We start from the raw sequence: 25,101 nt of genomic DNA on the forward strand, positions 1-25,101 counted from the left end.
GCGCGTGCTCGCTGCATGCCGGGACACCCCGCCCGGCTGCGGAACGACCGTCAAGGGCAGGTCTCCTGGCTTCCGGATCGCCGCGCCGCCTCCGCCTTCCCGGTTTGACCCAGTGGCATCGCGTGGAGGGGGCGCTCCCCGGTCACAGTTGCGGGGGCAGCTTCGGGCTTTCGCCGAAATTCCCACCAGGTTCCAATCCTGGGGCCCGGCTCCGGGCCACCCATGACGTCGCTTGCGCCGATACTGTCCGGCGCGAGGATTGGCAAGCAGTGCCGGTAAAGGCCGCGCCAGGTATCGCCGCCGGGAAAACCGGAAGATTCTCTTAAGCCATTAAGGCTATCGGCAGGGCCTGTACCGCTTCGGGACGTGCCGATCTGCAGGGATGCCGCGCGCCGCAAAGCGGGTTAGGCGCAAGATGCGCCCGTCCCCCGAAAGGACGCGCCAAGAGGACTATTCGTGACCGCTGCCGCCCTTCCTGCCTGCCTCGAACCCTGGGAAGCGCGTCCGCGCGATTTCCGCGGGCACTTCGCGCGCGGCGGCCGGCGACATGTCGCACGCCGCGCGCGCCGGCGCTGGTCGCTGGGTTTCGCCGCACTGGCCGCCGTGGCACTGCCCGCCTTCGCCTCGCCGGGCTCCTGGCAGCAATTCTCCATCGCCGATGCGCGGTCGCCCGAACAGACGGTCCTGCCGATGCCCTTCGAGCAGGCCGGAGCCAGCTTCCCCGGTTCGGCCTTCTACTATCTCGATGCCGAAGAACCGGTGCTCAGGATCGGCGAAGGCATTCATTCCGATGCCGATGACGGCGTGACCGGCCCCGGCCCGGTCGCCCGCGCGCTGCGCATCGACAATTCCGGGGTGGACCGCAGCCGCGCGCTCCAGTGCCTGACCGCCGCAATCTACTATGAGGCCGCCAGCGAGCCGGATGCCGGCCAGCGCGCGGTGGCGCAGGTCGTACTCAACCGGCTGGCCCATCCCGCCTATCCCAAGACCGTCTGCGGCGTGGTCTACCAGGGCTCCGAGCGCTCGACCGGCTGCCAGTTCTCCTTCACCTGCGACGGGTCGCTGGCACGCGCGCCGCAGCGCTTCTTCTGGCAGCGTGCGCAGGAAGTCGCCCGCGCGGCGCTTTCCGGCTACGTCTACGCGCCGGTCGGCCTGGCCACGCATTACCACACCGTCCAGGTCAATCCCTACTGGGCGCCGAGCCTCCATTATCTCTCGACGATCGGCGCGCACCGTTTCTATGCCCTGAGCGGACCGGCGGGGAGCCCTTCGGCCTTCCGCTTCGCCTACTTCGGCGGGGAGCCGCTCGCCGCGCCGCATCGCCATGACGATTCCGCCGCCAGCGCGGTCGCCAACGCCGCGCTGGACCCGCTCGCGGTGCAGCGCGCCTTCGAGGCGGCAACCCCGATCCGGCCGGACACCGCCATCCAGCCCGCCTCCGCTCCGGCCACCCTCGTGCAGGCCGCCGTCCCTGCCTATGCCAGCGATGTGCGCGAACGGGGCGGCGAAGCGCTATACCGGGCGAGGAACCTGCCCGAGGCCCATGGGATCAGGCCCGAGTATGCCAATTCCGGGCGCTGGATCGGGCAACCGGTTCAGTAAACCTCCCGATTCCCCTCTCAAGGTTTCGGCAACCATACGCCCTCATTAAGGCTTAGCGCCTGCAATCCTATAACGGGGTCGCGGCACCACCCCCTAACGCCGAAGACAAGAGGCCCGATACCATGGCAATCCGCTTCTCCGCCGCCAAAGGCGGGACGTGTCCTGTGATCGTGCGAGCGCTGTGTCCATCCGTGCCGCTCGGCGCGGTCAACGACAACGGCACTCGTCGCCGAACGCGCCGGCCGCGGACGGAGGGGCACGCCACCGCGCAGCAGCAGGATGCGGCCACCCTGGCCGCGAACGAGCGCATCTTCGCCGAAGCCTTGCGCCATTTCGCCCGCCACGGCCTGTCCGCCGCCTCCCATGCCCGCGCCAATGCCGCCGCCGCGCGCCTCGCGGGGGACATCGCGGCCTGCGACTGGTGGATCGCCATCTGCCGGCAGCTCGATCACCGCATGGCCGAAGCCTTCGCCAGACGGCTCACCACGAACGCCTGACAGTCTCGCCGCCGCCGCCGTGACTCGCGACCGCCTGCCCTTCCTCCAAGGCGACTCGCCCTCCCCGACGCTTGCCTGTCATACCGCCGTGCGAGACACTTGGATGCAATCTGCGCCCGCCGGGTTGCGCAAAACAGGCTCCGAACCCCGCTTCCCGGGCCCGTTTTCCGCGCATTCCCGCCCACTATTGCAATTGCGAACTATTATCAGTAAAAACTGCCCCACCAGCCCTTTGCGCGGGCTTTTCACGGTTGCAATGTCGGTTTGAGGGGCGTAGGTCGCCCCTCGTTGAACACCGGCACCTGCCTTTAGCGGGACACAGCAGGCCGCCTTTTCGTCCGTCGATCCCGCCTCTGGGAAGGACAAGCAAGCATCATGGCTCGTAAGAAGATTGCCCTCATCGGCGCCGGCAACATCGGCGGCACCCTCGCGCACCTCGCCGCGCAGAAGGAACTGGGCGACATCGTCCTCTTCGACGTCGCAGAAGGCCTGCCGCAGGGCAAGGCGCTCGACCTGTCGCAGTGCGGTCCCGTCGAGGGCTTCGACGCCAAGATCACCGGCACCAACGACTATGCCGACATTGCCGGCGCCGACGTCATCATCGTCACCGCCGGTGTCGCCCGCAAGCCGGGCATGAGCCGCGACGACCTGCTGGGCATCAACCTCAAGGTGATGAAGGCAGTCGGCGAAGGCATCGCCGCCAACGCACCCGACGCTTTCGTGATCTGCATCACCAACCCGCTCGACGCGATGGTCTGGGCGCTGCGCGAATTCTCGGGCCTGCCCCACAACAAGGTCGTCGGCATGGCCGGCGTGCTGGACTCGGCCCGCTTCTCGACCTTCCTGGCCTGGGAATTCGGCGTTTCGGTCCGCGACGTGACCTCGTTCGTGCTCGGCGGCCACGGCGACACCATGGTGCCGGTGGTCGAATACTCGACCGTCAAGGGCATCCCGGTTCCCGACCTCATCAAGATGGGCAAGACCACCCAGGAGCGCATCGACGCCATCGTCAAGCGCACCGCCAACGGCGGCGGCGAAGTGGTGGCCCTGCTGAAGACCGGCTCGGCCTTCTACGCTCCCGCCGCTTCGGCGATCGCCATGGCTGAATCGTACCTGGGCGACCAGAAGCGCGTCCTGCCCTGTGCCGCGCACCTCGAAGGCCAGTACGGCGTCGACGGCCTCTATGTCGGCGTGCCCGTCGTGATCGGCGCCGATGGCGTCGAGCAGGTCATCGAGATCGAGCTGAACGAGAAGGCGAAGGCCGGTCTCCAGGTCTCGATCGACGCGGTCAAGGAACTGCTGGTCGCCTGCAAGGCGATCGACGGCTCGCTGGCCTGATCCGTTTGACCGGCCCGGCCCGCCCGGCAAAGTGCCGGAGCGGGCCGGGCTCGGCTTACTGGCCCGTTGATTTTACGACTTGGACGGTTGCACTTCGCGGAATTTGCGCCATGGCGCTTCCCAAGCCGGAATCGGCCTACACCAGGAACAGGAATTAGGATTCCCCTATGTCCATTCTCGTCAACAAGAACACCAAGGTCATTACCCAGGGTATGACCGGTGCCACCGGCACCTTCCACACCGAGCAGGCGCTCGCCTATGGCACCCAGATGGTTGCCGGCGTGACTCCGGGCAAGGGCGGCACGACCCACATCGGTCTGCCGAACTACAACACCGTCGCCGAAGCCAAGGCCGCGACCGGTGCGACCGCCACCTGCATCTACGTTCCGCCGCCGTTCGCCGCCGACTCGATCCTCGAGGCGATCGACGCCGAGATGGAACTGATCGTCGCGATCACCGAGGGTATCCCGGTTCTCGACATGGTCCGCGTGAAGCGCGCCCTTTCGGGCTCGAAGTCGCGCCTGATCGGTCCGAACTGCCCCGGCGTCCTGACCCCCGGCGAATGCAAGATCGGCATCATGCCCGGCAGCATCTTCTCCAAGGGTTCGGTCGGCGTCGTCTCGCGCTCGGGCACGCTCACCTATGAAGCCGTGTTCCAGACCACCAACGCGGGCCTGGGCCAGACCACCGCTGTCGGCATCGGCGGCGACCCGGTCAACGGCACCAACTTCATCGACGTGCTGGAACTGTTCCTGGCCGACGACGAGACCAAGTCGATCATCATGATCGGCGAAATCGGCGGCAGCGCCGAAGAAGAAGCGGCCCAGTTCCTCAAGGACGAAGCCAAGCGCGGCCGCAAGAAGCCCATGGCGGGCTTCATCGCCGGACGCACGGCGCCTCCGGGCCGCCGCATGGGCCACGCCGGCGCGATCGTGTCGGGCGGCCAGGGCGGCGCCGAGGACAAGATCGCGGCGATGGAAGAAGCGGGCATCCGCGTCTCCGCCTCGCCGTCGCTTCTGGGTGAAACCCTTGTGGAAGTCCTCAAGGAACTCGCCTGACACTATCCCCGCGGGCGGCGCGTGTCTTCGGACCCGCGCCGCCACGGGACCCACGAGCGATCCGGCACGTTTGAGATGCCGGACGCGATGCGGACGAAGAGGCCCCCACCATCGGGACCATCGTCCTAGAACGAGTTTGGTAGCGCCGGCCGTTTTCCGGCGCGACAAAAGGTGACACCCGATGGGCGACGAAAGTTTCGACTTCACCCCCGATGATGCCCTCGACGGCCCGCAGGCCGGCCCGAGCTGGCAGCGCAAGAACTGGCCGCTCGTAGGAGCGGAATTCGAGGACGACCTGACCCAGGGCCTCGACCCCAGCGCGCTCAAGGTCCAGATCGAGAAGGCAGCGGCAAAGGGCGGCCAGAAGGTCGACCAGTCCCGCATAGACGAAGCCGCGGCCGACGCAATCCGCGCCATGATGCTGATCCGCACATATCGCGTGCGCGGTCACCTGGCAGCCGATCTCGACCCGCTCGGCCTCAACCAGCGCCAGCTTCCCGCTGACCTCACGCCCGAATACCACGGCTTCGTAGGCGCCGCGCAGGACCGTCCGGTCTACGTCGGCGGCGCGCTCGGCCTCGAATGGACGACCGTTCGCGAGATCGTGCAGATCCTGCGCGCGAACTATTGCGGCAAGGTCGGCCTCGAATACATGCACATCGCCGATGTCGAGGAACGCCGTTTCCTCCAGGAGCGGATGGAAGGCGCGAACAAGGAAATCGAGTTCACCGCCGAAGGCAAGAAGGCAATCCTTCAGGCCGTCGTCCGCGGCGAGCAGTACGAGAAGTTCCTCGGCAAGAAGTACGTCGGCACCAAGCGCTTCGGCCTTGACGGCGGCGAAGCCATGATCCCGGCGCTCGAAGCCGTGATCAAGTACGGCGGCGCGCTGGGCGTGAAGGAAATCGTGTACGGCATGGCCCACCGCGGCCGCCTGAACGTTCTCGCCAACGTGCTTGCCAAGCCCTACAAGGTCATCTTCCACGAATTCTCGGGCGGCACCGCCAACCCGGAAGACGTGGGCGGCTCGGGCGACGTGAAGTACCACCTCGGCACTTCGGCCGACCGTGAGTTCGACGGCATCAAGGTCCACATGAGCCTGATGCCCAACCCGTCGCACCTCGAAACGGTCGACCCGGTCGTGCTGGGCAAGGTCCGCGCCTACCAGACCATCGCCGACGACATCGGCGACGACATCGGCCCCGGCGCCAAGCACAAGCAGGTGCTGCCGGTCCTGATCCACGGTGACGCGGCCTTCGCCGGCCAGGGCATCATCTGGGAGTGCTTCGGCCTCTCGGGCGTGAAGGGCTACAACACCGGCGGTTGCATCCACTTCATCATCAACAACCAGATCGGCTTCACGACGAGCCCGCAGTTCGCGCGCAACTCGCCGTACCCGTCCGACGTGGCGAAGGGCGTCCAGGCCCCGATCCTGCACGTCAACGGCGACGATCCGGCTGCGGTGACGTTCGCGTGCAAGCTGGCGATCGACTATCGCCAGACCTTCGGCCGCGACATCGTGATCGACATGTGGTGCTATCGCCGCTTCGGCCACAACGAAGGCGACGAGCCCGGCTTCACGCAGCCGCTGATGTACCAGAAGATCCGCCAGCATCCGCCGGTCAGCCAGATCTATGGCGACCGTCTGAAGCAGGACGGCGTCATCGACGACACCTTCCTGGCGAAGACCGAAGCGGACTTCACCGCGCATCTCGAAGAGCAGTTCGAGGCGGCCAAGACCTACAAGGCCAACCAGGCCGACTGGTTCTCCGGCCAGTGGAGCGGCTTCCACAAGCCTGCCGATCCCGAAACCGCGCGCCGCAACGTCGACACCACGATCGAGACCAAGCTGTTCGACAGCCTCGGCCGTACCCTGACCACCGTTCCCGAAGGCCTGACCGTCCACAAGACGCTGGCCCGCGTGCTGGCGGCCAAGGAAGAGATGTTCAAGTCGGGCGACGGCTTCGACTGGGCCACGGCGGAAGCTCTCGCTTTCGGCAGCCTCGTCACCGAAGGCTACAACGTGCGCCTGTCCGGCCAGGACTGCGAACGCGGCACCTTCTCGCAGCGTCACTCCGTCTGGGTCGACCAGAAGGACGAGCACAAGTACACGCCGCTCACCACCCTGCCCCACGGCCGCTTCGAGGTCCTGAACTCGACGCTTTCGGAATATGGCGTGCTCGGCTTCGAGTACGGCTTCGCCAGCGCCGACCCGAAGACGCTGGTGCTCTGGGAAGCCCAGTTCGGTGACTTCGCCAACGGTGCGCAGATCATCATCGACCAGTACGTCGCCTCGGCGGAGTCCAAGTGGCTGCGCGCCAACGGCCTCGTCATGCTGCTGCCCCACGGCTACGAAGGCCAGGGTCCGGAGCACTCGTCGGCCCGTCTGGAACGTTACCTGCAGCTCTGCGCACAGGACAACATCCAGGTCTGCAACATCACGACGCCCGCGAACTACTTCCACGTTCTGCGCCGTCAGATGCACCGTCCGTTCCGCAAGCCGCTGATCATCATGACCCCGAAGTCGCTGCTTCGCCACCCGCTGGCAAAGTCGCAGGCCTCGGAGTTCACCACCGGCACCTTCTCGCGCATCCTCTCCGACCCCAGGGCTTCGGAAGATGCGGCCACCAAGAAGGTCATCCTGTGCTCGGGCAAGGTCTTCTACGACCTGCTCGAAGCCCGCGATGCCGCCGAGATCGACGACACCCAGATCATCCGCATCGAGCAGCTCTATCCCTTCCCGGGCGAGCCGCTGGCAAAGCGCCTGGCGCGCATGCCGAACCTCGAAGAGGTCGTCTGGTGCCAGGAAGAACCGCAGAACAACGGTTCCTGGTTCTTCGTCGAATCGCAGATCGAGGCTGCCGCCAAGGAAGCCGGCGTCGCCCAGCCGCGTCCGCGCTATGCCGGTCGCAATGCCTCGGCCTCGCCTGCCACCGGTCTCGCCAAGCGCCACGTTGCCGAACAGGCTGCGCTGGTCGCCGATGCGCTGCATCTTTCCGTTCGTTCCGAACTCCGTCGCAAGCAGAAGGCTTGAGATAAATCATGACCACCGAAGTCAAGGTCCCCGTCCTCGGGGAATCCGTCGCCGAAGCCACCATCGGCCAGTGGCTGAAGCAGCCCGGCGAAGCCGTTGCCGCTGACGAGCCCATTGCCAGCCTCGAGACCGACAAGGTCGCGATCGACGTCATGGCGCCCCACGCGGGCGTCATGGGCCAGCAGATCGCCAAGGAAGGCGACACCGTCGTCGTCGGCGCGCTGATCGCCACGATCGAGGAAGGCACCGGCGCCGCCGCCGCTCCCAAGGCTGCCGCAGCACCGGCCGCCGCCGCTCCGGCTCCGGCCCCCGCGGCTGCCGCCGTCGCCCCGGCCGCGGCTGCTGCCGCCGACGAAGGTTCGGCCGGTTCCTCGGTCCTGTCGCCGGCCGTCCGCCGCGCGATCCTGGAACACGGCATCGACCCGGCCACCATCAAGGGCACCGGCAAGGACGGCCGCATCACCAAGGACGACGTCCTTGAAGCCGCCAAGAACAAGCCCGCCTCGGCGCCTGTCGCCGCTTCGGCCGCCGCCGCTCCGGCTGCGCGCAACGAAGAACGCGTCAAGATGACGCGCCTGCGCCAGACCATCGCCAAGCGCCTGAAGTCCGCGCAGGACAACGCCGCGCTTCTCACCACCTTCAACGACGTCGACATGTCGGCCGTCATCGAGGCGCGCGAGAAGTACAAGGACGTGTTCCAGAAGAAGCACGGCATCAAGCTCGGCTTCATGTCGTTCTTCGCCAAGGCTTCGGTCCTGGCGCTGAAGGACATCCCGGCGGTCAACGCCCAGATCGACGGCGACCAGATCGTCTATCACGACTACGTCGACATCTCGATCGCCGTCTCGGCCCCGAACGGCCTCGTCGTTCCGGTCGTGAAGGACTGCGACAAGCTCGGCTTCGCCGGCATCGAGAAGGCGATCGCGAACTTCGGCAAGAAGGCCAAGGAAGGCACGCTGACCATGGCCGACATGGCCGGCGGCACCTTCACGATCTCCAACGGCGGCGTGTTCGGCGGCCTGATGTCGACCCCGATCATCAACCCTCCGCAGTCGGCCGTGCTCGGCCTGCACCGCATCGAGGATCGCCCGGTCGTCCGTAACGGCGAGATCGTGATCCGCCCGATGATGTACATCGCGCTGTCCTACGATCACCGCCTGATCGACGGCCGTGAAGCGGTCACCGCGCTCAAGACGATCAAGGAAGCGATCGAGGATCCCACCCGTCTCCTCATCGACCTCTGAGTTGCAGACCCCGCCCGTCCTGAAAAACATCTGGCCGGGCGGGGTTTTCACTTGAGTTGAAATGACTATTTTCCGCTCGTGCCCAAAGTGCGAAGCACGAGCGTACGGAGGCCTGAACAATGGCTGATTACGATTACGACGTCCTTGTCATCGGTGCCGGCCCTGGCGGCTATGTCGCTGCGATCCGCGCCGCACAGCTCGGTCTGAAGACCGCCTGCGCCGAAGGTCGCGAGACGCTGGGCGGTACCTGCCTCAACGTCGGCTGCATCCCCTCCAAGGCCCTGCTCCACGCATCGGAATACTTCGAGGCGGCCAAGGGCGGCGCGATGGCGGCGATGGGCATCAAGGTGACCCCCGAGCTCGACCTCGACACCATGCAGGGCCAGCGCAAGGACGCCGTGAAGGGCCTGACCGGCGGCATCGAATTCCTGTTCAAGAAGAACAAGATCGACTGGCTGAAGGGCTACGCCCAGTTCAAGGACGCGCACAGCGTGGAAGTCGCGGGCAAGACCGTGACCGCCAAGAACATCGTGATCGCCACCGGTTCCTCGGTCACCCCGCTTCCCGGCGTCGAGATCAACAATGCCGGCGGCGTGGTGGTTGATTCCACCGGCGCGCTGGAGCTGGCCTCCGTTCCCAAGAAGATGGTCGTCATCGGCGGCGGCGTGATCGGTCTCGAACTCGGTTCGGTCTGGCGCCGTCTTGGCGCGGAAGTCACCGTCGTCGAATACCTCGACCAGCTCCTGCCCGGCATGGACGGCGAAGTGCGCCGTGAAGCCGGCAAGATCTTCAAGAAGCAGGGCATGGTCCTGAAGCTCGGCACCAAGGTCACCGGCGTGACCGTGGAAGGCAAGACCGCCAAGGTCACTGTCGAACCCGCCAAGGGCGGTGACGCGGAAGTGATCGAGGCCGACGTCGTGCTGGTTTCGATCGGTCGCCGTCCCAACACCGAAGGCCTTGGCCTCGACAAGATCGGCATCGAACTGAACGCACGCGCTCAGATCGAAACCGACCACGACTTCGCCACCAAGGTGGACGGCGTCTGGGCCATCGGCGACGTGATCCCCGGCCCGATGCTCGCGCATAAGGCCGAGGACGAAGGCATTGCCGTGGCCGAGAACATCGCGGGCCTGACCGGCATCGTGAACCATGACGTGATCCCGGGCGTGGTCTACACCCAGCCGGAATTCGCGGGCGTCGGCCTCACCGAGGAAGCCGCCAAGGAACGCGGCGCGATCAAGGTCGGCAAGTTCCCGATGCTCGCCAACTCGCGCGCCAAGACCAACCACGAGCCGGACGGCTTCGTGAAGGTGATCGCCGATGCCGAGACCGACCGCGTGCTCGGCGTGTGGTGCATCGCCTCGGTGGCAGGCACGATGATCGGCCAGGCCGCGCAGGCCATGGAATTCGGCGCGACCTCGGAAGACATCGCCTACACCTGCCACGCGCACCCGACCCATTCGGAAGCGATCAAGGAAGCGGCCATGGCCGTGCTGGGCAAGCCGATCCACATCTGATCGGCTCCTTCTTCGAAGGCCAGGCGAAAGCCGGCGGTGCGAAAGCATCGCCGGCTTTTCCATTTGGGGCGCGCGCGCATTCCCGCTACCTCTCGCCCCATGAACCTGCGCCCCTTCCACCTCGCCTTTCCCGTCCACGATCTCGACGCCGCCCGGGCATTCTGGGGCGGGGTCATGGGATGCCGGGAAGGACGCAGCAGTGCATCGTGGATCGACTTCGACTTCCATGGCCACCAGATCGTCGCCCATCACGTGCCGGACATGGCGCGCGGCGATGCCGGATCCAATCCGGTCGATGGACACGGCGTGCCGGTGCCGCATTTCGGGATCGTGCTGGCGATGGAGGACTGGCAGGCTCTCGCCGCGCGTCTGCGCGACGCCGGGATGGCGTTCGGCATCGAACCCTATATCCGCTTTGCCGGACAGCCGGGCGAACAGGCCACGATGTTCTTCCGCGATCCTTCCGGCAATGCCATCGAGATGAAGGCTTTCGCCGATCTTGGCCAGCTCTTCGCCCGAAACTGAACCGCGTGTCGCGAATTCGGCCGCCCGGAAAGACAATGAAATTCAAGATCGGGAAACGAACGGGACAATAGCCGCTGCTATCGAGGATGCCCAAACAATAAGCATTTAATGCCTATTATTTAGGCAAAGATGAGAGGGTGATCACTTGAGCTTCCTGGTTCTCGCCGCAACCGCAGCCATCTCCGCCTCCGCAGTTCCCCGCGCGGCTCCGGCCCATTCGCTCGAGGTCCAGCATCGCGGCGCGGCCTACACGGTCGATTACGTCACCCGGATCGAGACCCGCGCCAAGGCCATCGGCATCTCCCCCCCGGCCCGCACCAGCAGCCGGCGCTGCATCCTTACCGCGCAAGTCTCGGTCGAGCGGCGCATTCAGCCTGCGGGCGGCGCCAGGGCCATCGCCACCGTGCTTCCCGGCACGAGGACCTTCACGCAGAGCCAACCCGGAGACTGCCGCCGCGACGACCGGCAGAGGGGCGAATTCGTGGCGGGCAAGGCCGATGCGATTTCGGATCACGTCCGCGAACTGGCATCCGCCGACCACCACGATACATTGGCCGCAATCGACGCCGCACGCGATTTCGCCGCGAACTGAACCGCGCTAGAGCGTCGGGATGACCAGATACGCTTTCCCGGCGGCCCTCGTGGCCGCCGCAATCGTCTTTCCCGCCCACAGCCAGGCCCAGTCCGCCGCCGCCAGCGTCTCGCTGGAGGCCACCAGCGACTTGCGCGCACGCGGGCTGAGCTGGAGCGGCGGCCGCGCGGCCATGGCGGTGGATGCCAGCCTGCCCTTGTCCTCCGATGTCTCGATCGATCTCGGCGCCGCCAGCCTGCGGGACAGCGCAAGACACGGCGACGCCGACATAGGCCTCACCCTGTCTCCGGAATTGACGCTCTACTCCGGCGGCGGATGGACGCTTTCCGCGGCAGCCACCGGCCATGTCTTCGTCGGCGCCTCGGGCCTGAGCTACGGCGAACTCGGCACGCGCCTCTCCCGCACGATCGGCCCCGCCCGTCTCGACCTCGGCGCCAGCTTCGCGCCTTCGCAGAAGGCGATCGGCGGCAGCGATCTCTACCTTGAAGCCAATGCTGCCGTCGGCATTCCCGGCACCGCGCTCACCGTCTATGGTGGGGGCGGCTACAGCACCGGCTCCACCCGGAATTCCGCTCTTGCCGCCATGCGCGTCCAGCGCCTGCGCCCGGACGGCAGTTACTGGGACCATTATCTCGGCGTCGAACAGCAGATGGACCGGCTCGCGCTGGGCCTGCGATATACCGGGACATCGATCGGGGACGACCTGGCCCCCGGCCGCTATCGCGACCGCCACACAGGCTCCAGGATTGCGGCTTACCTGCGTTTCACACCGTGATTGGAACTGCCGCAATTCTCGCGTATTGTCCTGTGCGGAGGGGACAATTTCCGGGACATTCGCGCAATGAGGACAGGAAAGGTCCGTGCGGCGGGCCACTGCGCCATGGGAGCGACGACGCTCGCGCTTTGCCTCGCGCTCGCGCTCGCGGGGTGTAAGCGCCGGGCCGATGAAGGGCCGCCGCCCCGCGCCACCGACGCCATTCGCATGGAACCGCAGGCATCGCTCGTCACCGTCCCCATCCATGCCGACGTAAGCGAACTCGCCCGGGCGCTGGAGCGGGAGATTCCCCGCCGGCTCTGGTCGATCGACAGGCCGGACAGCACTTGCGTTCCGTCAAGGAAGGTCAAGGTGGCTTTCGTCAAGCTCAAGACCCCGGACATCAAGTGCCGCATCATCGGCGAAGTCACGCGCGGTCCGGTAAGCTTCACCGGCAAGGGCCGCGACATCGTGCTGACCATGCCGCTGCACGCCGTCGTCCGCGCCGAGGATATCGCCGGCGTCCTCAAGCGGGAAACCGCAACGGCAGATGCCACGGCCCGCGCCACGATCCGCCTCACGCTCGCGCAGGACTGGACCCCGCGCGGCACGGTGGACATCCGCTATAGCTGGACCGAGCATCCCCATCTCGATTTCCTCGGCCAGCGCATAGACCTCACCGAACCGGCGGACCGCAAGCTCGCCCCGGTGATCGCCCGGCTTGAAACAACTCTCCCCGGGCAGCTTGCCCGCCTGGAACTGAGACCGCAGATCGAAAGGGCCTGGGCCTCCGCCTTCACCTCGCTCGCCCTGAATGAGAGGAACCCGCCTGTCTGGATGCGGATCACGCCGCAGGAATTGCAGTACGGCGGGTACGAACTGGATGGACATCGGCTGGTCCTGCGGCTGGGCCTCAAGGCGCTCACCGAAACCTTCGTTGGCCACCGTCCGCCCGATCCGCCCGCCGCGCCCCTGCCCCCGCTGCGCCCGATGACAGCGGAAGCCGGCCGGCTGGCTTTCTTCATCCCGGTGATCGCCGATTATCGCGAGCTTGAGCCGGTCCTGATGCGCGCGCTCGTCAAGCGGTCGCAGCGGCCGTTCGCGGTTCCGCACATCGGCCCGGTAATGGCCACCTTCCACAAGGCGACCATCTACGGAACCACCGGCGGCAGAATCGCGGTAGGTATAAACTTCACGGCCCGCGGCGTAGCCGAACGGTTGAAGGCGGCACATGGAACGGTCTGGATCACCGCAACCCCGGTAAATGCCGCTAATTCGCGCAAGGTGGACTTCGCCGATTTCCATGTCGGCGGCACGACGGACGCGGTGGGCGGCGATATCCTGCTGGCCCTTGCCAATACGCCCGGCGTGTCCAGCACGCTCTCCGCGGCGCTCGGGCAGAATTTCGAGAACGACTACCGGGACCTCCTCGGCAAGATCGCGCGCGCCATCGACGACAAGCGGGAAGGCGAATTCGTGATCCGGGCCGAAGTCACCGAAACGCACACAGGGACCATCAAGGCCAGCGGACGCGGGCTCTACCTGCCGGTTCGCGCCGGTGGAAAAACGTCGATCACACTGAGAGATAAGCCATAATGGCAGCAGTTTACCCGCAGGAATGCCTTGACGTGCAATCGATTTTATACAGTGTTGTCCAACAAGATCGAATTCAATCCAGAGACGCGGGGATCGTTTGAAGGCTGTTTTTCACTCCGGGCCCGGAGCACGTCCCATGCTGACTTTTGGCGATGCACCTGAACCGGATGTAGCGGCAGACATGGTGCTTATCCGTGTCGAGCTGGCTTCCATCGAAGCCATCGATCTGGTGAAGCTGGCGCTCTATCAAAGCGGCCTTGCGGAGATCCCCCCTTCGGGCATTGCCGGTAGCCAGGCCTGCGGCATCGTCATCGCCACCGGCGCGAAAGTAACCCGGTTCCGCATCGGCGACCGGGTTGTGGCCTGCCACGGCTGGGGCAGCCATGCCGAACTGTTCGCCGCGCCGGAAGCTTCCACCTGGCCCCTGCCCCAGGGCATCGATCCGGGCTTCGGGACGGCCGCGCCTTTCACGCTGGCCGCCGCGCAGGGGACGCTTTTCGCACGGGGCCAGCTGCAACCCGGCGAAGTCCTGCTCATCAATCACATCACCAGCAGTCTCGGTATCGTCGCGCTGCAACTCGCCGCCGAAACGGGCGCCACCGTCATCGGAATATCCCGAGATCCGGCGCGCGGCGCCAGGCTGAGGGAACTCGGCCTCCATCACGCCCTCTACCCCGAACAGGACGACGTGATGGCCGCATGTCTGGAACTGACCGGTGGCAAGGGCGTCGATTTCGTGTTCGACGTCAGCGCCGGTGAAAGGTCCACGCAGCTTGCCCGTCTCGTTGCACCGGGCGGACGCTACGCCGCGATCTCAGCCGCCGGAAACGGTCTGGCCTCGATCGGATATGGCAAGGAAGGCGCAGGCGGCCCCACGATCAGGCGCTTCGCCATCGCGCCCGCCGGCCCGCTGGGCGAGCCCGATATCCACGACGAAGTCACGCGCCTGCTGGCCCGCGTAAGCCAGGGCGGCATCCAGCTTCCCATCGAGCACGAGTTCGCCTTGTGCGAGGCCGCCGAAGCCTACGAATTCATCCTCAGCGGCCAGCCCTTCGGCCATGTGGTTATGCGGCCCTGACCGGCAGCGGTCAGATGCCTTCGGGATAGACCGGCCGGATATCGACCGGCAGGCTCGCCATGCTCGCGATCACGGCTTCCGCCTCGGGATCCAGCTTCGCCCAGCGCGCCATGAAGACCTTCGTGCCTTCGTAGTCGCCCTTGGCCTGAAGCATCAGCATGTCGTGCAGCAGGTCGCGCAGCCCTGCCTCCATCTTCGCATCGTCGAAAGCATAGCGCCGCGCCGCTGCGTCGTAAGTGAAGGCGCCCTTGTCGCGCAGGTACCCATATTGGAGCGCGGCGCCCTTGCCATGCGCCTCCACCGCGCCGAAGCGCACCGCGCGGAAGATGCCCGCGACATAAGTGGCGAAAAGCTGGGGACGCTCGGATGCCGGAATCTCGCCCTTCTTCATCATCAACAGGATGTCCCAGACCCCGGCGACATCGGCCTTGGCTTCCTCGATTGCCGAGTTCTGCTCCTTCAGCGCCTTGTCCACGGTGGTGGTCTGACCGTTCACGACGATCGTGCCCGGCCCGAGGCTGTGCGAGAGTTCATGGAACAGCGTTTCGAGCTGCATGTACTTGCGATCGACCAGACCCGCCTGCGACGGCACCAGCACCAGTGCGCCCATGGGCTTCAGGATACGCTCGAACTTTGCGCCCAGCACATTCGACAGGATCACCTTCTTGGCGCCCTTGGCCTCGCGCACGCGCTCGTCATTGGGAAGGTTGAAAGCGACCGTCTGCGGCCCCGGCACATTGTCGCCGCCGCCGCGAATCTGTTCGGCCACGGCAATCGGACTTTCGAACCCGCGCTGGAAGTTCTTGTAGGCATCCTCGATCGGAAGGTTCGCTTCCATGTCGCGCAAGTAGTCCTTGTACTTGGCAAGCGCAGCGGATTCCACCGGGTCCTTGAGCGTCACGAAGCTCTCGAACGACGTTTTAGCGCCCATCAGACGATCGGTGTAGACCTCATAGGGCCCGATGGCGACTTCGATGGGCGTGTCCTTCAGGTCCATCCATGCCAGTTCGCTCTCGTAGTAGTCGTCCGTGCGGAAGGCCTTGGCCCGCAGCGAAAGGAATTTCTTCAGGCTGGCGTTGCTCGTCCGCGCCGCCGCCTGATCGAGCAGGCCGGCCGCCGGTTCCAGCCACGCCTTGTAGGCGACCGAATAAGGCACCGCGACCAGCTTCGCGCCGTCCCTGCGGACGACCGTGTAAGGGCTGGTCAGCGCCGCCTTCTGGTCCGGGTGCGCGGCAAGGTAAGCCTCGAAATCGGCGCGCGTAAGATCTTCGGGATAGAAGCCCGCACCTTCCGGCATCGGCGTGGTGCCCCAGAACGGGTGCAGGTCGGCCAGTTCGTCCCAGGGCCCGAAATTACGGTCGAACATCTCGACCAACAGGTCGCGGTCGGCGCGGCGGTTCATCGAGACCGCGCGGCGCACTTGCGGGTTCTCCGCGTAGCGCTGCCGCAAGTAGACCTCGCTCATCAGGTCGGAAGCCTTGATGAGGAGGTTCACCACGTCCCGCTCCTCGGCCGAGAGGAACTTCGTGTCCACCTCCATCGGGATCGTCGCCAGCTTCGCCTTCTGCACGGCGAGATCGTAGGCCGGTTCCGCCGCAAGGGCCGGAGCGGAAACGAGGCTGGTCGCGGCGAGCAGCGCGGAGGCGAGGAGGAACTTGGGCATGGGATGTGGTCCGTCTGGGGGAATTGTCGGGGCGGACACTAGGCTTCCTGCCTTGCAGTGCAAAGGGAAGAAAAGGAAAAGCAGCGGAGGGTACTACGGACAGACAACGGGCGAGGTTGAAGTTCCGAGGGTCCGGGGGATCATCCCCCGGGGCTTGCCTTTTAAACTTCGAGCAACCGATCCGCCTGCGCCCGAGCCTCGGCCGTCACCTCCGCCCCGGAGAGCATCCGCGCGATCTCTTCCTTGCGCTCGCCCTCGTCGAGCAGCGCCACCGAGGTGCGCGTGACGGTGCCTTCGCTGGACTTGGCGATCATGTAGTGCCGCCGCCCGCGCGCCGCGACCTGCGGGCTGTGCGTAACCGCCAGCAACTGCCCTTCCGAGGCAAGCCGCGCCAGACGCTCGCCGATCGCGCTGGCGACCGCGCCGCCGACACCCCGGTCGATCTCGTCGAAGATCACCGTCGCGGCGCCGCCTTCTTCGGCCAGCGCCACCTTGAGCGCGAGGATGAAGCGCGAGAGTTCGCCGCCCGAAGCGATCTTGGCAAGCGGAGCGAAATCGGCGCCGGGATTCGTGCTGATGAGAAATTCGACGGCATCCATGCCATGCGAACCCCAGCGGTCTTCCGGCACGCGGATCACCGAGGTCTGGAAGCGGGCGGCATCGAGCTTCAGCGGCGCGAGTTCGGCCGCCACCGCCTTGTCGAGCCGCTTGGCGGCGGCCCGGCGCAGGTCGTGCAGCGCCTCGGCCTGTTCGCGATAGGCCAGCGCCGCCTTCTGCGCGGTGCGTTCAAGCCCGGCGACATGCTCCTCTCCGCCTTCGATGGCGTCCAGCGCACTGCGCATCTCCCGCATCTTTTCCGGCAGCTCGTCCACCTGGCAGCCCTGCTTGCGGGCCGCGGCGCGCAGATCGAACAACCGCGTCTCGATTCGGTCGAGTTCGTCGGGGTCGAAAGCCAGGGCCTCGGCGGCGCGGTCCAGCTTGTCTTCCGCCTCGCTCGCCTCGATCACCGCCCGGTCCAGCGCTTCGAGCGCTTCGGCAAGCAGGTGATGCTCGCCGGCGATACGGTCAAGCCGGCGGGACGCGCCGCGCAGTGAAGCCAGCGCCGAATCGGACCCGGTCCACAGATGCTGGAGCGCAACGAGATCGTCGGAAAGCTTCTCGCCCTTCTGCATTTCGGCGCGGGCATGGGCGAGTTCTTCCTCCTCGCCTTCCTGCGGACCCAGCGCATCCAGCTCGGCAAGGTGCGCCAGCAACAGGTCCTGATCTTCGGCCGCCTTGGCGACTTGCGCGCGCGCACCGTCAAGGGCGCTCTGGGCGGTGCGCCAGGTCTTCCACGCAGCCTCCACCCCGGCAACGTCCCCGCCCGCGAAACGATCGAGCAGGGCGCGGTGCCCCTTCGCGTTCACGAGGCCGCGATCGTCGTGCTGGCCGTGGATCTCAACGAGCGCCGGCGCAATTTCGCGCAGCAGCGCAACGCCCACCGGCTGGTCGTTGAGGAAGGCCCGGCTGCCGCCATCAGCCTTGAGCTGGCGCTTGAGGATCAGCGGCTCGCCCGGCTCGATTTCGAGATCGGCCTCTTCCAGCACCTTGCGAACGACGCCGGGAAGCTCTGCGAATTCGAAGCTGGCCGTGACGATCGCCCGGCTTTCGCCGGCCCGCACCAGCCCGCTGTCGGCACGGTTCCCGATCACGAGGCCCAGTGCATCGAGCAGGATCGACTTGCCCGCGCCGGTTTCACCCGTGAGAACGCCCAGCCCCCTTGCGAAATCGAGGTCGAGCGCTTCGATCAGCACGATGTTGCGGATGGAGAGGCGGTTCAGCATGTTCGCGATCCGTTCTAGCGAAAACTTATTCGCCCGTCACGCATCTTTGCGCCCACCGCTCAGGCAGCCGCACCGCAGGCGCCTCAGGCGGCGACGTTCTTCGGAGCGTACTTTTCCATTAGCTTGTAGGCGCGTGCGTACCACTTGCTGTTCGGATAGTTGTTTTCCAGCACGGCCGCCGCCTTCTGCGCTTCCTCGGGCACGCCGAGCGAGAGATATCCCTCGACCAGACGGAAGAGGGCTTCCGGTGCATGGCTGGTGGTCTGGAAATTGTCGACGACGTTGCGGAAGCGCAGGGTTGCCGCGAGCCACTTGCCGCTGGCCTCGTAGCCGCGGCCGATGGTCATTTCCTTGCCGGCGAGGTGATCGTTCACAAGGTCGATCTTGAGCTTCGCGTCCGCGGCGTAAGGCGTGCCGGGATAGCGGCGCATCACGTCGGTCAGCGCCTGCTTGGCCTGCTCGGTGGTCTTCTGGTCGCGCGTGACGTCGCTGATCTGTTCGTAATAGCAGATCGCGATCAGGTAATAGGCGTAAGGCGCGTCCTTGTTGCCCGGGTGGATCGAGAGGAAGCGCTGCGCCGACTGGATCGACTTCGTATAGTCACGCGCGGCATAGTAGCTGAACGCACTCATGAGCTGCGCGCGGCGGGCCCAGGGCGAATAGGGGTGCTGGCGCTCCACTTCGTCGAACAGGGCGGCGGCCTGCTTGGTGCGGCCCTGATTCAGGCGCTGCTGCGCGGCCGCGTAAAGCGTATCGACGTCGCGCGCGACGTAGGCGGTGTCCTTGTTTCCGCCCCTCCCGCCTGCGCATCCTGCGGTGAGGACGATCGCGCCGGTGGCGGCAGCGAGAAGGGCGATCTTGAAGCGCGAGCGTTCGAACATGGCCGGGTCTATAACCAGCGCTTTGCTGAACGCCAAGTGAAGTTGCACGGCAAGGCGACAGGAAGGCATTTCTTCCCCGGCTTAGACGCTGAATCGGCGAAGTTCGGCATTGTCTGGCGCGGCGTGCCTGCCATAGTCGGACCGATATGGCCGGCAGCAACGCTCTCTCCTCTCCCGTCTTGTCCGATGCACTGGTTATCCTGGGTGCAGCGGGCATCGTGATTCCCGTTTTCAACCGTTTCCGCATCACCCCGGTGATCGGGTTCATCCTCGTAGGGCTGCTGGTCGGCCCCTTCGGTCTCGGCCGGCTGGTGTTCGATACGCCGTGGCTGTCCTGGGTGACGATAACCGACCCCGACGGGCTGGAGATATTCGCCGAATTCGGCATCATCCTGCTGCTGTTCTCGATCGGCCTGGAACTGTCGTTCGGCCGCTTGTGGGCGATGCGGCGCTTCGTGTTCGGGCTCGGCTCGCTGGAACTGATCCTGACCGGCAGCGCCCTCACATTCTTCTTCGCCGCGATCGGGCAGGGATTCTCCGGCGCGATGGCGCTCGGCCTCGCACTGGCGCTATCCTCCACGGCGCTCGTCCTCAAGATGACCGACACCACCACCCCGGTCGGCCGCGCGGCGCTCGCCATGCTGCTGTTCGAGGATATCGCGCTGGTGCCGATCATCTTCCTGCTGGGCGCACTGGCACCCCACGCCAAGGGCGCGGGAATGGACGGCCTGATCCACACGCTGGTCTGGGGCACGCTGGTCGTCACCGCGCTGCTGGTGCTGGGCCGCTACCTGCTCCCGCCGCTCTTCGCGCAGGCGGCACGCACCAAGAGCCCCGAACTGTTCCTGGCGGCCAGCCTGCTGGTGGTGATCCTGGCCTCGCTGGCGACGGGGGCGACCGGTCTTTCCCCTATAGTCGGCGCGCTCGTCGCGGGCCTGCTGATCGCCGAGACCGAATACCATACCGAGGTCGAACAGATCATCGAGCCGTTCAAGGGCCTCGCGCTCGGCGTGTTCCTCATCACCATCGGCATGAGCATCGACCTTCGGATCGTGTGGGAGAACCTCACCTCGATCCTGATCGCCGCGGTTGGCGTGATCCTGCTCAAGTCCACGGTGACGGGCCTGCTGCTGCGCATGATGGGCGCCCGGCGCGGCACCGCGACCGAAACCGGCATCCTGATGTCGAGCCCTTCGGAAACGACGCTGATCGTGCTGAGCGCGGCGGGCGCGGCACAGCTCATCCAGCCAGGCACGGCGATGTTCTGGCAGATCGTCACCGCGCTGGGCCTTACCGTCACCCCGCTGCTGTCGATGATCGGCAAGCTGCTCGCCAAACAGGTGGACAGCGTGGAAACGCCGCACCAGCCCGCCGAGGCGACCGACAAGCCGCAGACCCTCATCATCGGCTTCGGGCGCGTCGGACGGCTGGTGGCCGACATGCTGGCCCGTCACGGCCGCCCCTACCTCGCGGTGGACAGCAATACCGACCTCGTCACGGACGGGCGCCGCCATGGCTACACGGTGGCCTTCGGGGATGCCGGTCGCGGCGATGCCATGCTGCGCTTCGGCGCAGCCGGTGCGGCGGCGGTGATCCTGACGATGGACGAACCCGTCACCGCCCAGCGCATCGTCCGCAAGCTGCGCGCCGATTTTCCCGACCTGCCGATCATCGCCCGCGCCCGCGACGCCGAGCATGCTGCCGTGCTCTATCGCGCCGGCGCCACGCACGCGGTGCCCGAAACGCTCGAAAGCTCGTTGCAACTCTCGGAAGCCGCACTCACCGAGATCGGCGTCGCCATGGGGCCGGTAATCGCCTCGATCCACGAAAAGCGCGACGAATTCCGCGAACAGATCAAGGAACAGGGCGGCCTGGCGCAGAAACCTGCGCTCAAGTCAGGCCAGTTGAAGCAGCCCGAGCGGGCCTAGACGGAGAGGGCTACAACGATCGCGGCTCGAACACGGACCAGCCGGTCCGCTGAACAAGCCGCTCCAGCGCCAGTTGCCCGAGGTGCGAATTGCCGCTCTGGTTGAGCCCGGGAGACCATACCGCGATACTCGCGGTGCCCGGCGCCACGGCAAGAATTCCGCCGCCAACGCCCGACTTTCCGGGCAACCCGATGCGATAGGCGAAATCGCCCGAGTTATCGTAGTGGCCGCAGGACATCATCAACGCATTGATGCGCCGCGCACGCCGCTCATTGATGACGCGGTGCCCGTGCGAGATTCCGCCGTTCATCAGATAGCGCCCGGCCAGCGCAAGTTGGCGGCAACTCATGGCGAGCGCGCAGAAGTGGAAATAGGTCCCCAGCACCCGCTCGACATCGCCGTGGATATTGCCGAAAGCCCGCATGTAATTGGCCAGCGCGCGGTTGCGAAAACCCGTCTCGCTCTCGGCGGCGGCCACGACCTCGTCGATGACGATGCCGTCGTCACCCGCGAGTTCGCGCACGAAGCGCAGCATCTGGCCGATCGCCTCGCGCGGCTCCAGGCGCCCGAGCAGCACGTCGGTGACGACGATGGCCCCGGCGTTGATGAAAGGATTGCGCGGGATGCCATGCTCGGTTTCAAGCTGGACGATCGAATTGAACGCACTGCCGGACGGTTCACGGCCCACCCGGCTCCACAACTGATCTCCCACCGCGCCCAGTGCCAGCGTCAGCGCAAAGACCTTGGAAATCGACTGTATCGAAAACGCCTCTTCGGCATCACCCGCCGTGTGCACCGCGCCGTCCGCCATGACCACCGCGATCCCGAACTTGGTGTCCGGCACGGCAGCCAGCGGCGGGATATAGTCCGCCACCTTCCCGCGATAGTCGGCGAAGCGGAGTTCCTCCGCGATTTCGGCGATAATCGCGCCGGGTGCGTCAGCGCCCGAAGTTCCCTTGTTTAATGAAGCTTCCAAACTACCGGCACCCCGCGATAGTGCACTCCATCGTAAACAGGCACCCTTCCGCGAATAGGACTGGCTGCAGGAAGATTCCCGCAGCGCCAAGAATATAGCCAAGCTTATCCTTTTTCATGCCCATCCGCCCCCCAAGGTGAAAACTATCCTGCCAGAACGGCCTTCACCGCAGCAATGGCGTCCGCCGCCTTGTCGCCGTCGGGACCGCCGCCCTGCGCCATGTCGGCGCGGCCGCCGCCGCCCTTGCCGCCCAGCGCTTCCACACCCTTGCGGACCAGATCGACGGCGCTGATCGTGCCGGTGAGGTCTTCGGTGACGGCAGCGGCGATGCTCGCCTTGCCCTCGTTCACCGCGACGATCGCGGCGACGCCCGAGCCCATGCGCTGCTTCGCCTGATCGAGCAGGCCGCGCAGTTCCTTGGGATCGAGCCCCTCGAGCACTTGCCCCGAGAACTTCACGCCGTTCACTTCTTCGTCGGCAGCTTCAGCCTTGGCACCGCCGCCGCCGAGCGCCAGCGCCTTCTTCGCTTCGGCCAGTTCGCGTTCGAGCTTGCGACGCTCGTCCAGCAGCGCGGCGACGCGGGTTTCGACATCTTCGGGAGTGGTGCGCAGCAGCCCGGCCGCGCCCTTCAGCGCGTCCTCACGGGCGACCAGCCACTGGCGCGCGCCCTCGCCGGTCAGAGCCTCGATACGGCGCACGCCCGAGGAAACGGCGCTTTCCGAAACGATACGGAACACACCGATATCGCCCGTGGCGCGCACATGCGTGCCGCCGCAAAGCTCGACCGAATAAGTGCGCTCGCCGCCTTCGGTCTTTGCCGTGCGGCCCATGGAAAGAACGCGCACTTCATCGCCGTACTTCTCGCCGAACAGTGCCATGGCGCCGGCGCCAATGGCGTCGTCAGGCGTCATGAGGCGAGTCAGGACCGGGTCGTTCGCACGGATTTCCGCATTCACCTCGGCTTCGATCGCAGCGATATCCTCGGCGGTGAGGGCAGTCGGGTGCGAGAAGTCGAAGCGCAGGCGTTCGGCGGCGACCAGCGATCCCTTCTGGGTAACATGATCGCCCAGACGCTTGCGCAGCGCGGCATGAAGGAGGTGCGTGGCGGAGTGATTGGCACGAACCGCGTCACGGCGCTCGACATCGACCGTGAGGTTCACGGCATCGCCGACCTTGATCGTGCCTGCCTCGACCGTACCGCTCATCGCGTGAAGGCGGCCGAGCGGCTTCGCGGTGTCGGCAACGTCGATCTTCAGGCCATTCGCGCCTGCGATCGCACCGCGATCGCCTTCCTGACCGCCCGATTCGCCATAGAACGGGGTCTGGTTGGTAACCACGACAACCTGATCGCCGGCAGTGGCCGAAATGACCTCCTTGCCGTCCTTCACCAGCGCCACGACCTGGCCTTCGCCGGTCGTGGAGGCGTAGCCGGTGAACTCGGTCGCGCCTTCGCGCTCGGCGATGTCGAACCACACTTCGCTGTCGGCGGCCTGCCCCGAACCCTTCCACGCGGCGCGGGCGGCAGCCTTCTGCTGGGCCATGGCAGCATCGAAACCGGCGCGGTCCACCGCGATGCCGCGCGAACGCAGGGCGTCTTCGGTCAGGTCGTAAGGGAAGCCGAAAGTATCATAGAGCTTGAACGCGGTCTCGCCGGGGAGCTCGCCGCCCTCACCCATGTCGCCGGTCGCTTCGTCCAGCAGCTTGAGGCCATTGGCGAGCGTGCGACGGAACTGCACTTCCTCGCGCTCCAGCGTTTCCTCGATCAGCGGCTGGGCGCGGCCGAGCTCCGGATAGGCCTGGCCCATCTCGGCGACCAGCGCGGGGACAAGGCGATGCATCAGCGGGTCACGCGCGCCGAGCAGATGAGCATGGCGCATGGCGCGGCGCATGATGCGACGCAGGACATAGCCGCGGCCTTCGTTGGACGGTAGCACGCCGTCGGCCAGCAGGAAGCTGGTGGAACGCAGATGGTCCGCGATCACACGGTGGCTGGCGCGCTGCTCGCCCTCGGCGGCAACGCCGGTGAGGCTTTCCGAGGCGGCAATCAGCGCCTTGAACGTGTCGATATCGTAGTTGTCATGCACGCCCTGCATGACCGCCGAGATGCGTTCGAGGCCCATGCCCGTATCAATCGAGGGCTTGGGCAGATTGCCGACGATCTCGCCCGCAGCCTGTTCGAACTGCATGAACACGAGGTTCCAGATCTCGATGAAGCGGTCGCCATCTTCCTCCGGGCTACCCGGAGGGCCGCCCCAGATGTGATCGCCGTGGTCGAAGAAGATTTCCGAGCACGGGCCGCACGGGCCTTCGTCACCCATCGCCCAGAAGTTGTCCTTCGTCGGGATGCGGATGATCTTCGATTCGGGCAGGCCGGCGACCTTCTTCCACAGATCGAAGGCTTCATCGTCAGTGTGATAGACGGTGACCAGCAGCTTCTCGACCGGAAGGCCCCATTCCTTGGTCAGCAGGGTCCAGGCGTGGGTGATCGCCTGTTCCTTGAAGTAGTCGCCGAACGAGAAGTTGCCCAGCATCTCGAAGAAAGTGTGGTGGCGCGCGGTGTAGCCGACGTTGTCGAGATCGTTGTGCTTGCCGCCGGCGCGTACGCACTTCTGCGACGACGTGGCGCGCGGCGTGGCGCGGGTTTCAAGGCCCGTGAACACGTTCTTGAACGGCACCATGCCGGCATTCACGAACATCAGCGTCGGGTCGTTATAAGGAACGAGCGGCGCGGACTGGACGGCCTCGTGACCATTGCTGGCGAAATAGTCGAGGAAGGACCGGCGGATTTCGTTGGTCGTGTGCATAACCCGCGCCGATAATCCAGCGACGCGGCGGCGGCAAGCCGGTTGCTGCGGTCAGACTGGTCGAGATTTGCGATAATCGGCAGCGGTGTGCGCTGACGGCCACAGGAAACGACCTTGGGGCATAGTTCATCCAGCGAGCGCCCATGCCATTGCATTGCCCTCGCTGCCCCGCTTAGGTTCGCGCGATCCGGCTC

At 66.0% G+C, this 25,101-nt stretch carries 18 protein-coding genes and 1 riboswitch; of the genes, 13 read left to right on the forward strand and 5 right to left on the reverse strand.

The annotated features are described in order from the left end of the window. Positions 1-37: 37 nt before the first annotated feature. A riboswitch (cobalamin riboswitch) is annotated at positions 38-224 on the reverse strand. Positions 225-456: 232 nt separating this feature from the next. The 12 genes from U9J33_RS14880 (at position 457) to U9J33_RS14935 (ending at position 14,832) form a co-directional block, all read left to right on the forward strand. Beyond that, positions 457-1,602, forward strand: a complete 1,146-nt coding sequence (locus tag U9J33_RS14880) for a cell wall hydrolase (RefSeq protein WP_292635994.1) — start codon at positions 457-459, stop codon at positions 1,600-1,602. A gap of 122 nt (positions 1,603-1,724) precedes the next feature. After that, positions 1,725-2,099 (forward strand): hypothetical protein, encoded by a 375-nt coding sequence (locus tag U9J33_RS14885; RefSeq protein ID WP_185996890.1) that lies wholly within the window; start codon positions 1,725-1,727, stop codon positions 2,097-2,099. Between the two features lie 375 nt (positions 2,100-2,474). After that, entirely contained in the window at positions 2,475-3,437 is a 963-nt protein-coding gene (gene mdh / locus U9J33_RS14890; protein WP_185996889.1) for a malate dehydrogenase, read from the forward strand. A gap of 167 nt (positions 3,438-3,604) precedes the next feature. Continuing rightward, a complete protein-coding gene (gene sucD / locus U9J33_RS14895; RefSeq protein WP_132261868.1) occupies positions 3,605-4,495 on the forward strand; it encodes a succinate--CoA ligase subunit alpha in 891 nt (296 codons plus the stop codon). Positions 4,496-4,676: 181 nt separating this feature from the next. Continuing rightward, on the forward strand, positions 4,677-7,526 hold the full coding sequence (locus tag U9J33_RS14900; protein WP_324696379.1) for a 2-oxoglutarate dehydrogenase E1 component: 2,850 nt from the start codon (positions 4,677-4,679) through the stop codon (positions 7,524-7,526). A gap of 8 nt (positions 7,527-7,534) precedes the next feature. Then, positions 7,535-8,770 (forward strand): 2-oxoglutarate dehydrogenase complex dihydrolipoyllysine-residue succinyltransferase, encoded by a 1,236-nt coding sequence (odhB, locus tag U9J33_RS14905; RefSeq protein WP_185996887.1) that lies wholly within the window; start codon positions 7,535-7,537, stop codon positions 8,768-8,770. Between the two features lie 119 nt (positions 8,771-8,889). After that, entirely contained in the window at positions 8,890-10,287 is a 1,398-nt protein-coding gene (gene lpdA, locus U9J33_RS14910) for a dihydrolipoyl dehydrogenase (protein ID WP_324696381.1), read from the forward strand. A gap of 99 nt (positions 10,288-10,386) precedes the next feature. Beyond that, positions 10,387-10,812 (forward strand): VOC family protein, encoded by a 426-nt coding sequence (locus tag U9J33_RS14915; RefSeq protein WP_054435831.1) that lies wholly within the window; start codon positions 10,387-10,389, stop codon positions 10,810-10,812. A gap of 145 nt (positions 10,813-10,957) precedes the next feature. Beyond that, complete coding sequence (locus U9J33_RS14920) at positions 10,958-11,404, forward strand: hypothetical protein (protein WP_324696383.1); 447 nt, start codon at positions 10,958-10,960, stop codon at positions 11,402-11,404. A 19-nt stretch (positions 11,405-11,423) separates the two neighbouring features. Beyond that, complete coding sequence (locus U9J33_RS14925; RefSeq protein ID WP_132469617.1) at positions 11,424-12,179, forward strand: TorF family putative porin; 756 nt, start codon at positions 11,424-11,426, stop codon at positions 12,177-12,179. Between the two features lie 66 nt (positions 12,180-12,245). Continuing rightward, positions 12,246-13,754 (forward strand): DUF4403 family protein, encoded by a 1,509-nt coding sequence (locus tag U9J33_RS14930; protein ID WP_231635653.1) that lies wholly within the window; start codon positions 12,246-12,248, stop codon positions 13,752-13,754. A 136-nt stretch (positions 13,755-13,890) separates the two neighbouring features. Beyond that, complete coding sequence (locus U9J33_RS14935) at positions 13,891-14,832, forward strand: quinone oxidoreductase family protein (RefSeq protein WP_082370186.1); 942 nt, start codon at positions 13,891-13,893, stop codon at positions 14,830-14,832. Between the two features lie 10 nt (positions 14,833-14,842). Here the strand turns inward: U9J33_RS14935 and U9J33_RS14940 are convergent, their stop codons facing one another. The 3 genes from U9J33_RS14940 to U9J33_RS14950 all read right to left on the reverse strand — a co-directional run bounded on the left by U9J33_RS14940 (position 14,843) and on the right by U9J33_RS14950 (position 19,199). After that, positions 14,843-16,495, reverse strand: coding sequence for a dipeptidyl-peptidase 3 family protein (locus U9J33_RS14940; RefSeq protein ID WP_324696389.1), 1,653 nt, complete (start codon positions 16,493-16,495; stop codon positions 14,843-14,845). Positions 16,496-16,656: 161 nt separating this feature from the next. Next, the gene (gene recN / locus U9J33_RS14945) at positions 16,657-18,318 is read right to left on the reverse strand and encodes a DNA repair protein RecN (RefSeq protein ID WP_185996881.1); all 1,662 of its coding nucleotides are present in this window, start codon (positions 18,316-18,318) and stop codon (positions 16,657-16,659) included. 83 nt (positions 18,319-18,401) lie between these two features. Beyond that, positions 18,402-19,199, reverse strand: coding sequence for an outer membrane protein assembly factor BamD (locus U9J33_RS14950; protein ID WP_054435825.1), 798 nt, complete (start codon positions 19,197-19,199; stop codon positions 18,402-18,404). Positions 19,200-19,345: 146 nt separating this feature from the next. Here U9J33_RS14950 and U9J33_RS14955 point away from each other — a divergent pair, with 146 nt between their 5' ends. Further along, on the forward strand, positions 19,346-21,127 hold the full coding sequence (locus U9J33_RS14955; RefSeq protein WP_185996880.1) for a cation:proton antiporter: 1,782 nt from the start codon (positions 19,346-19,348) through the stop codon (positions 21,125-21,127). Positions 21,128-21,137: 10 nt separating this feature from the next. On the opposite strand, the gene U9J33_RS14960 is transcribed toward U9J33_RS14955, so the two are convergent. Both U9J33_RS14960 and alaS read right to left on the reverse strand, forming a co-directional pair. After that, positions 21,138-22,103 carry a glutaminase gene (locus U9J33_RS14960; RefSeq protein ID WP_324696393.1) on the reverse strand — a complete coding sequence of 322 codons (966 nt, stop codon included), beginning with the start codon at positions 22,101-22,103 and terminating at the stop codon, positions 21,138-21,140. 143 nt (positions 22,104-22,246) lie between these two features. Then, entirely contained in the window at positions 22,247-24,907 is a 2,661-nt protein-coding gene (gene alaS / locus U9J33_RS14965) for an alanine--tRNA ligase (protein WP_324696395.1), read from the reverse strand. Positions 24,908-25,101: the final 194 nt, after the last annotated feature.

It is taken from the genome of Novosphingobium sp. RL4 (assembly GCF_035658495.1).
Classification (GTDB): Bacteria; Pseudomonadota; Alphaproteobacteria; order Sphingomonadales; family Sphingomonadaceae; genus Novosphingobium.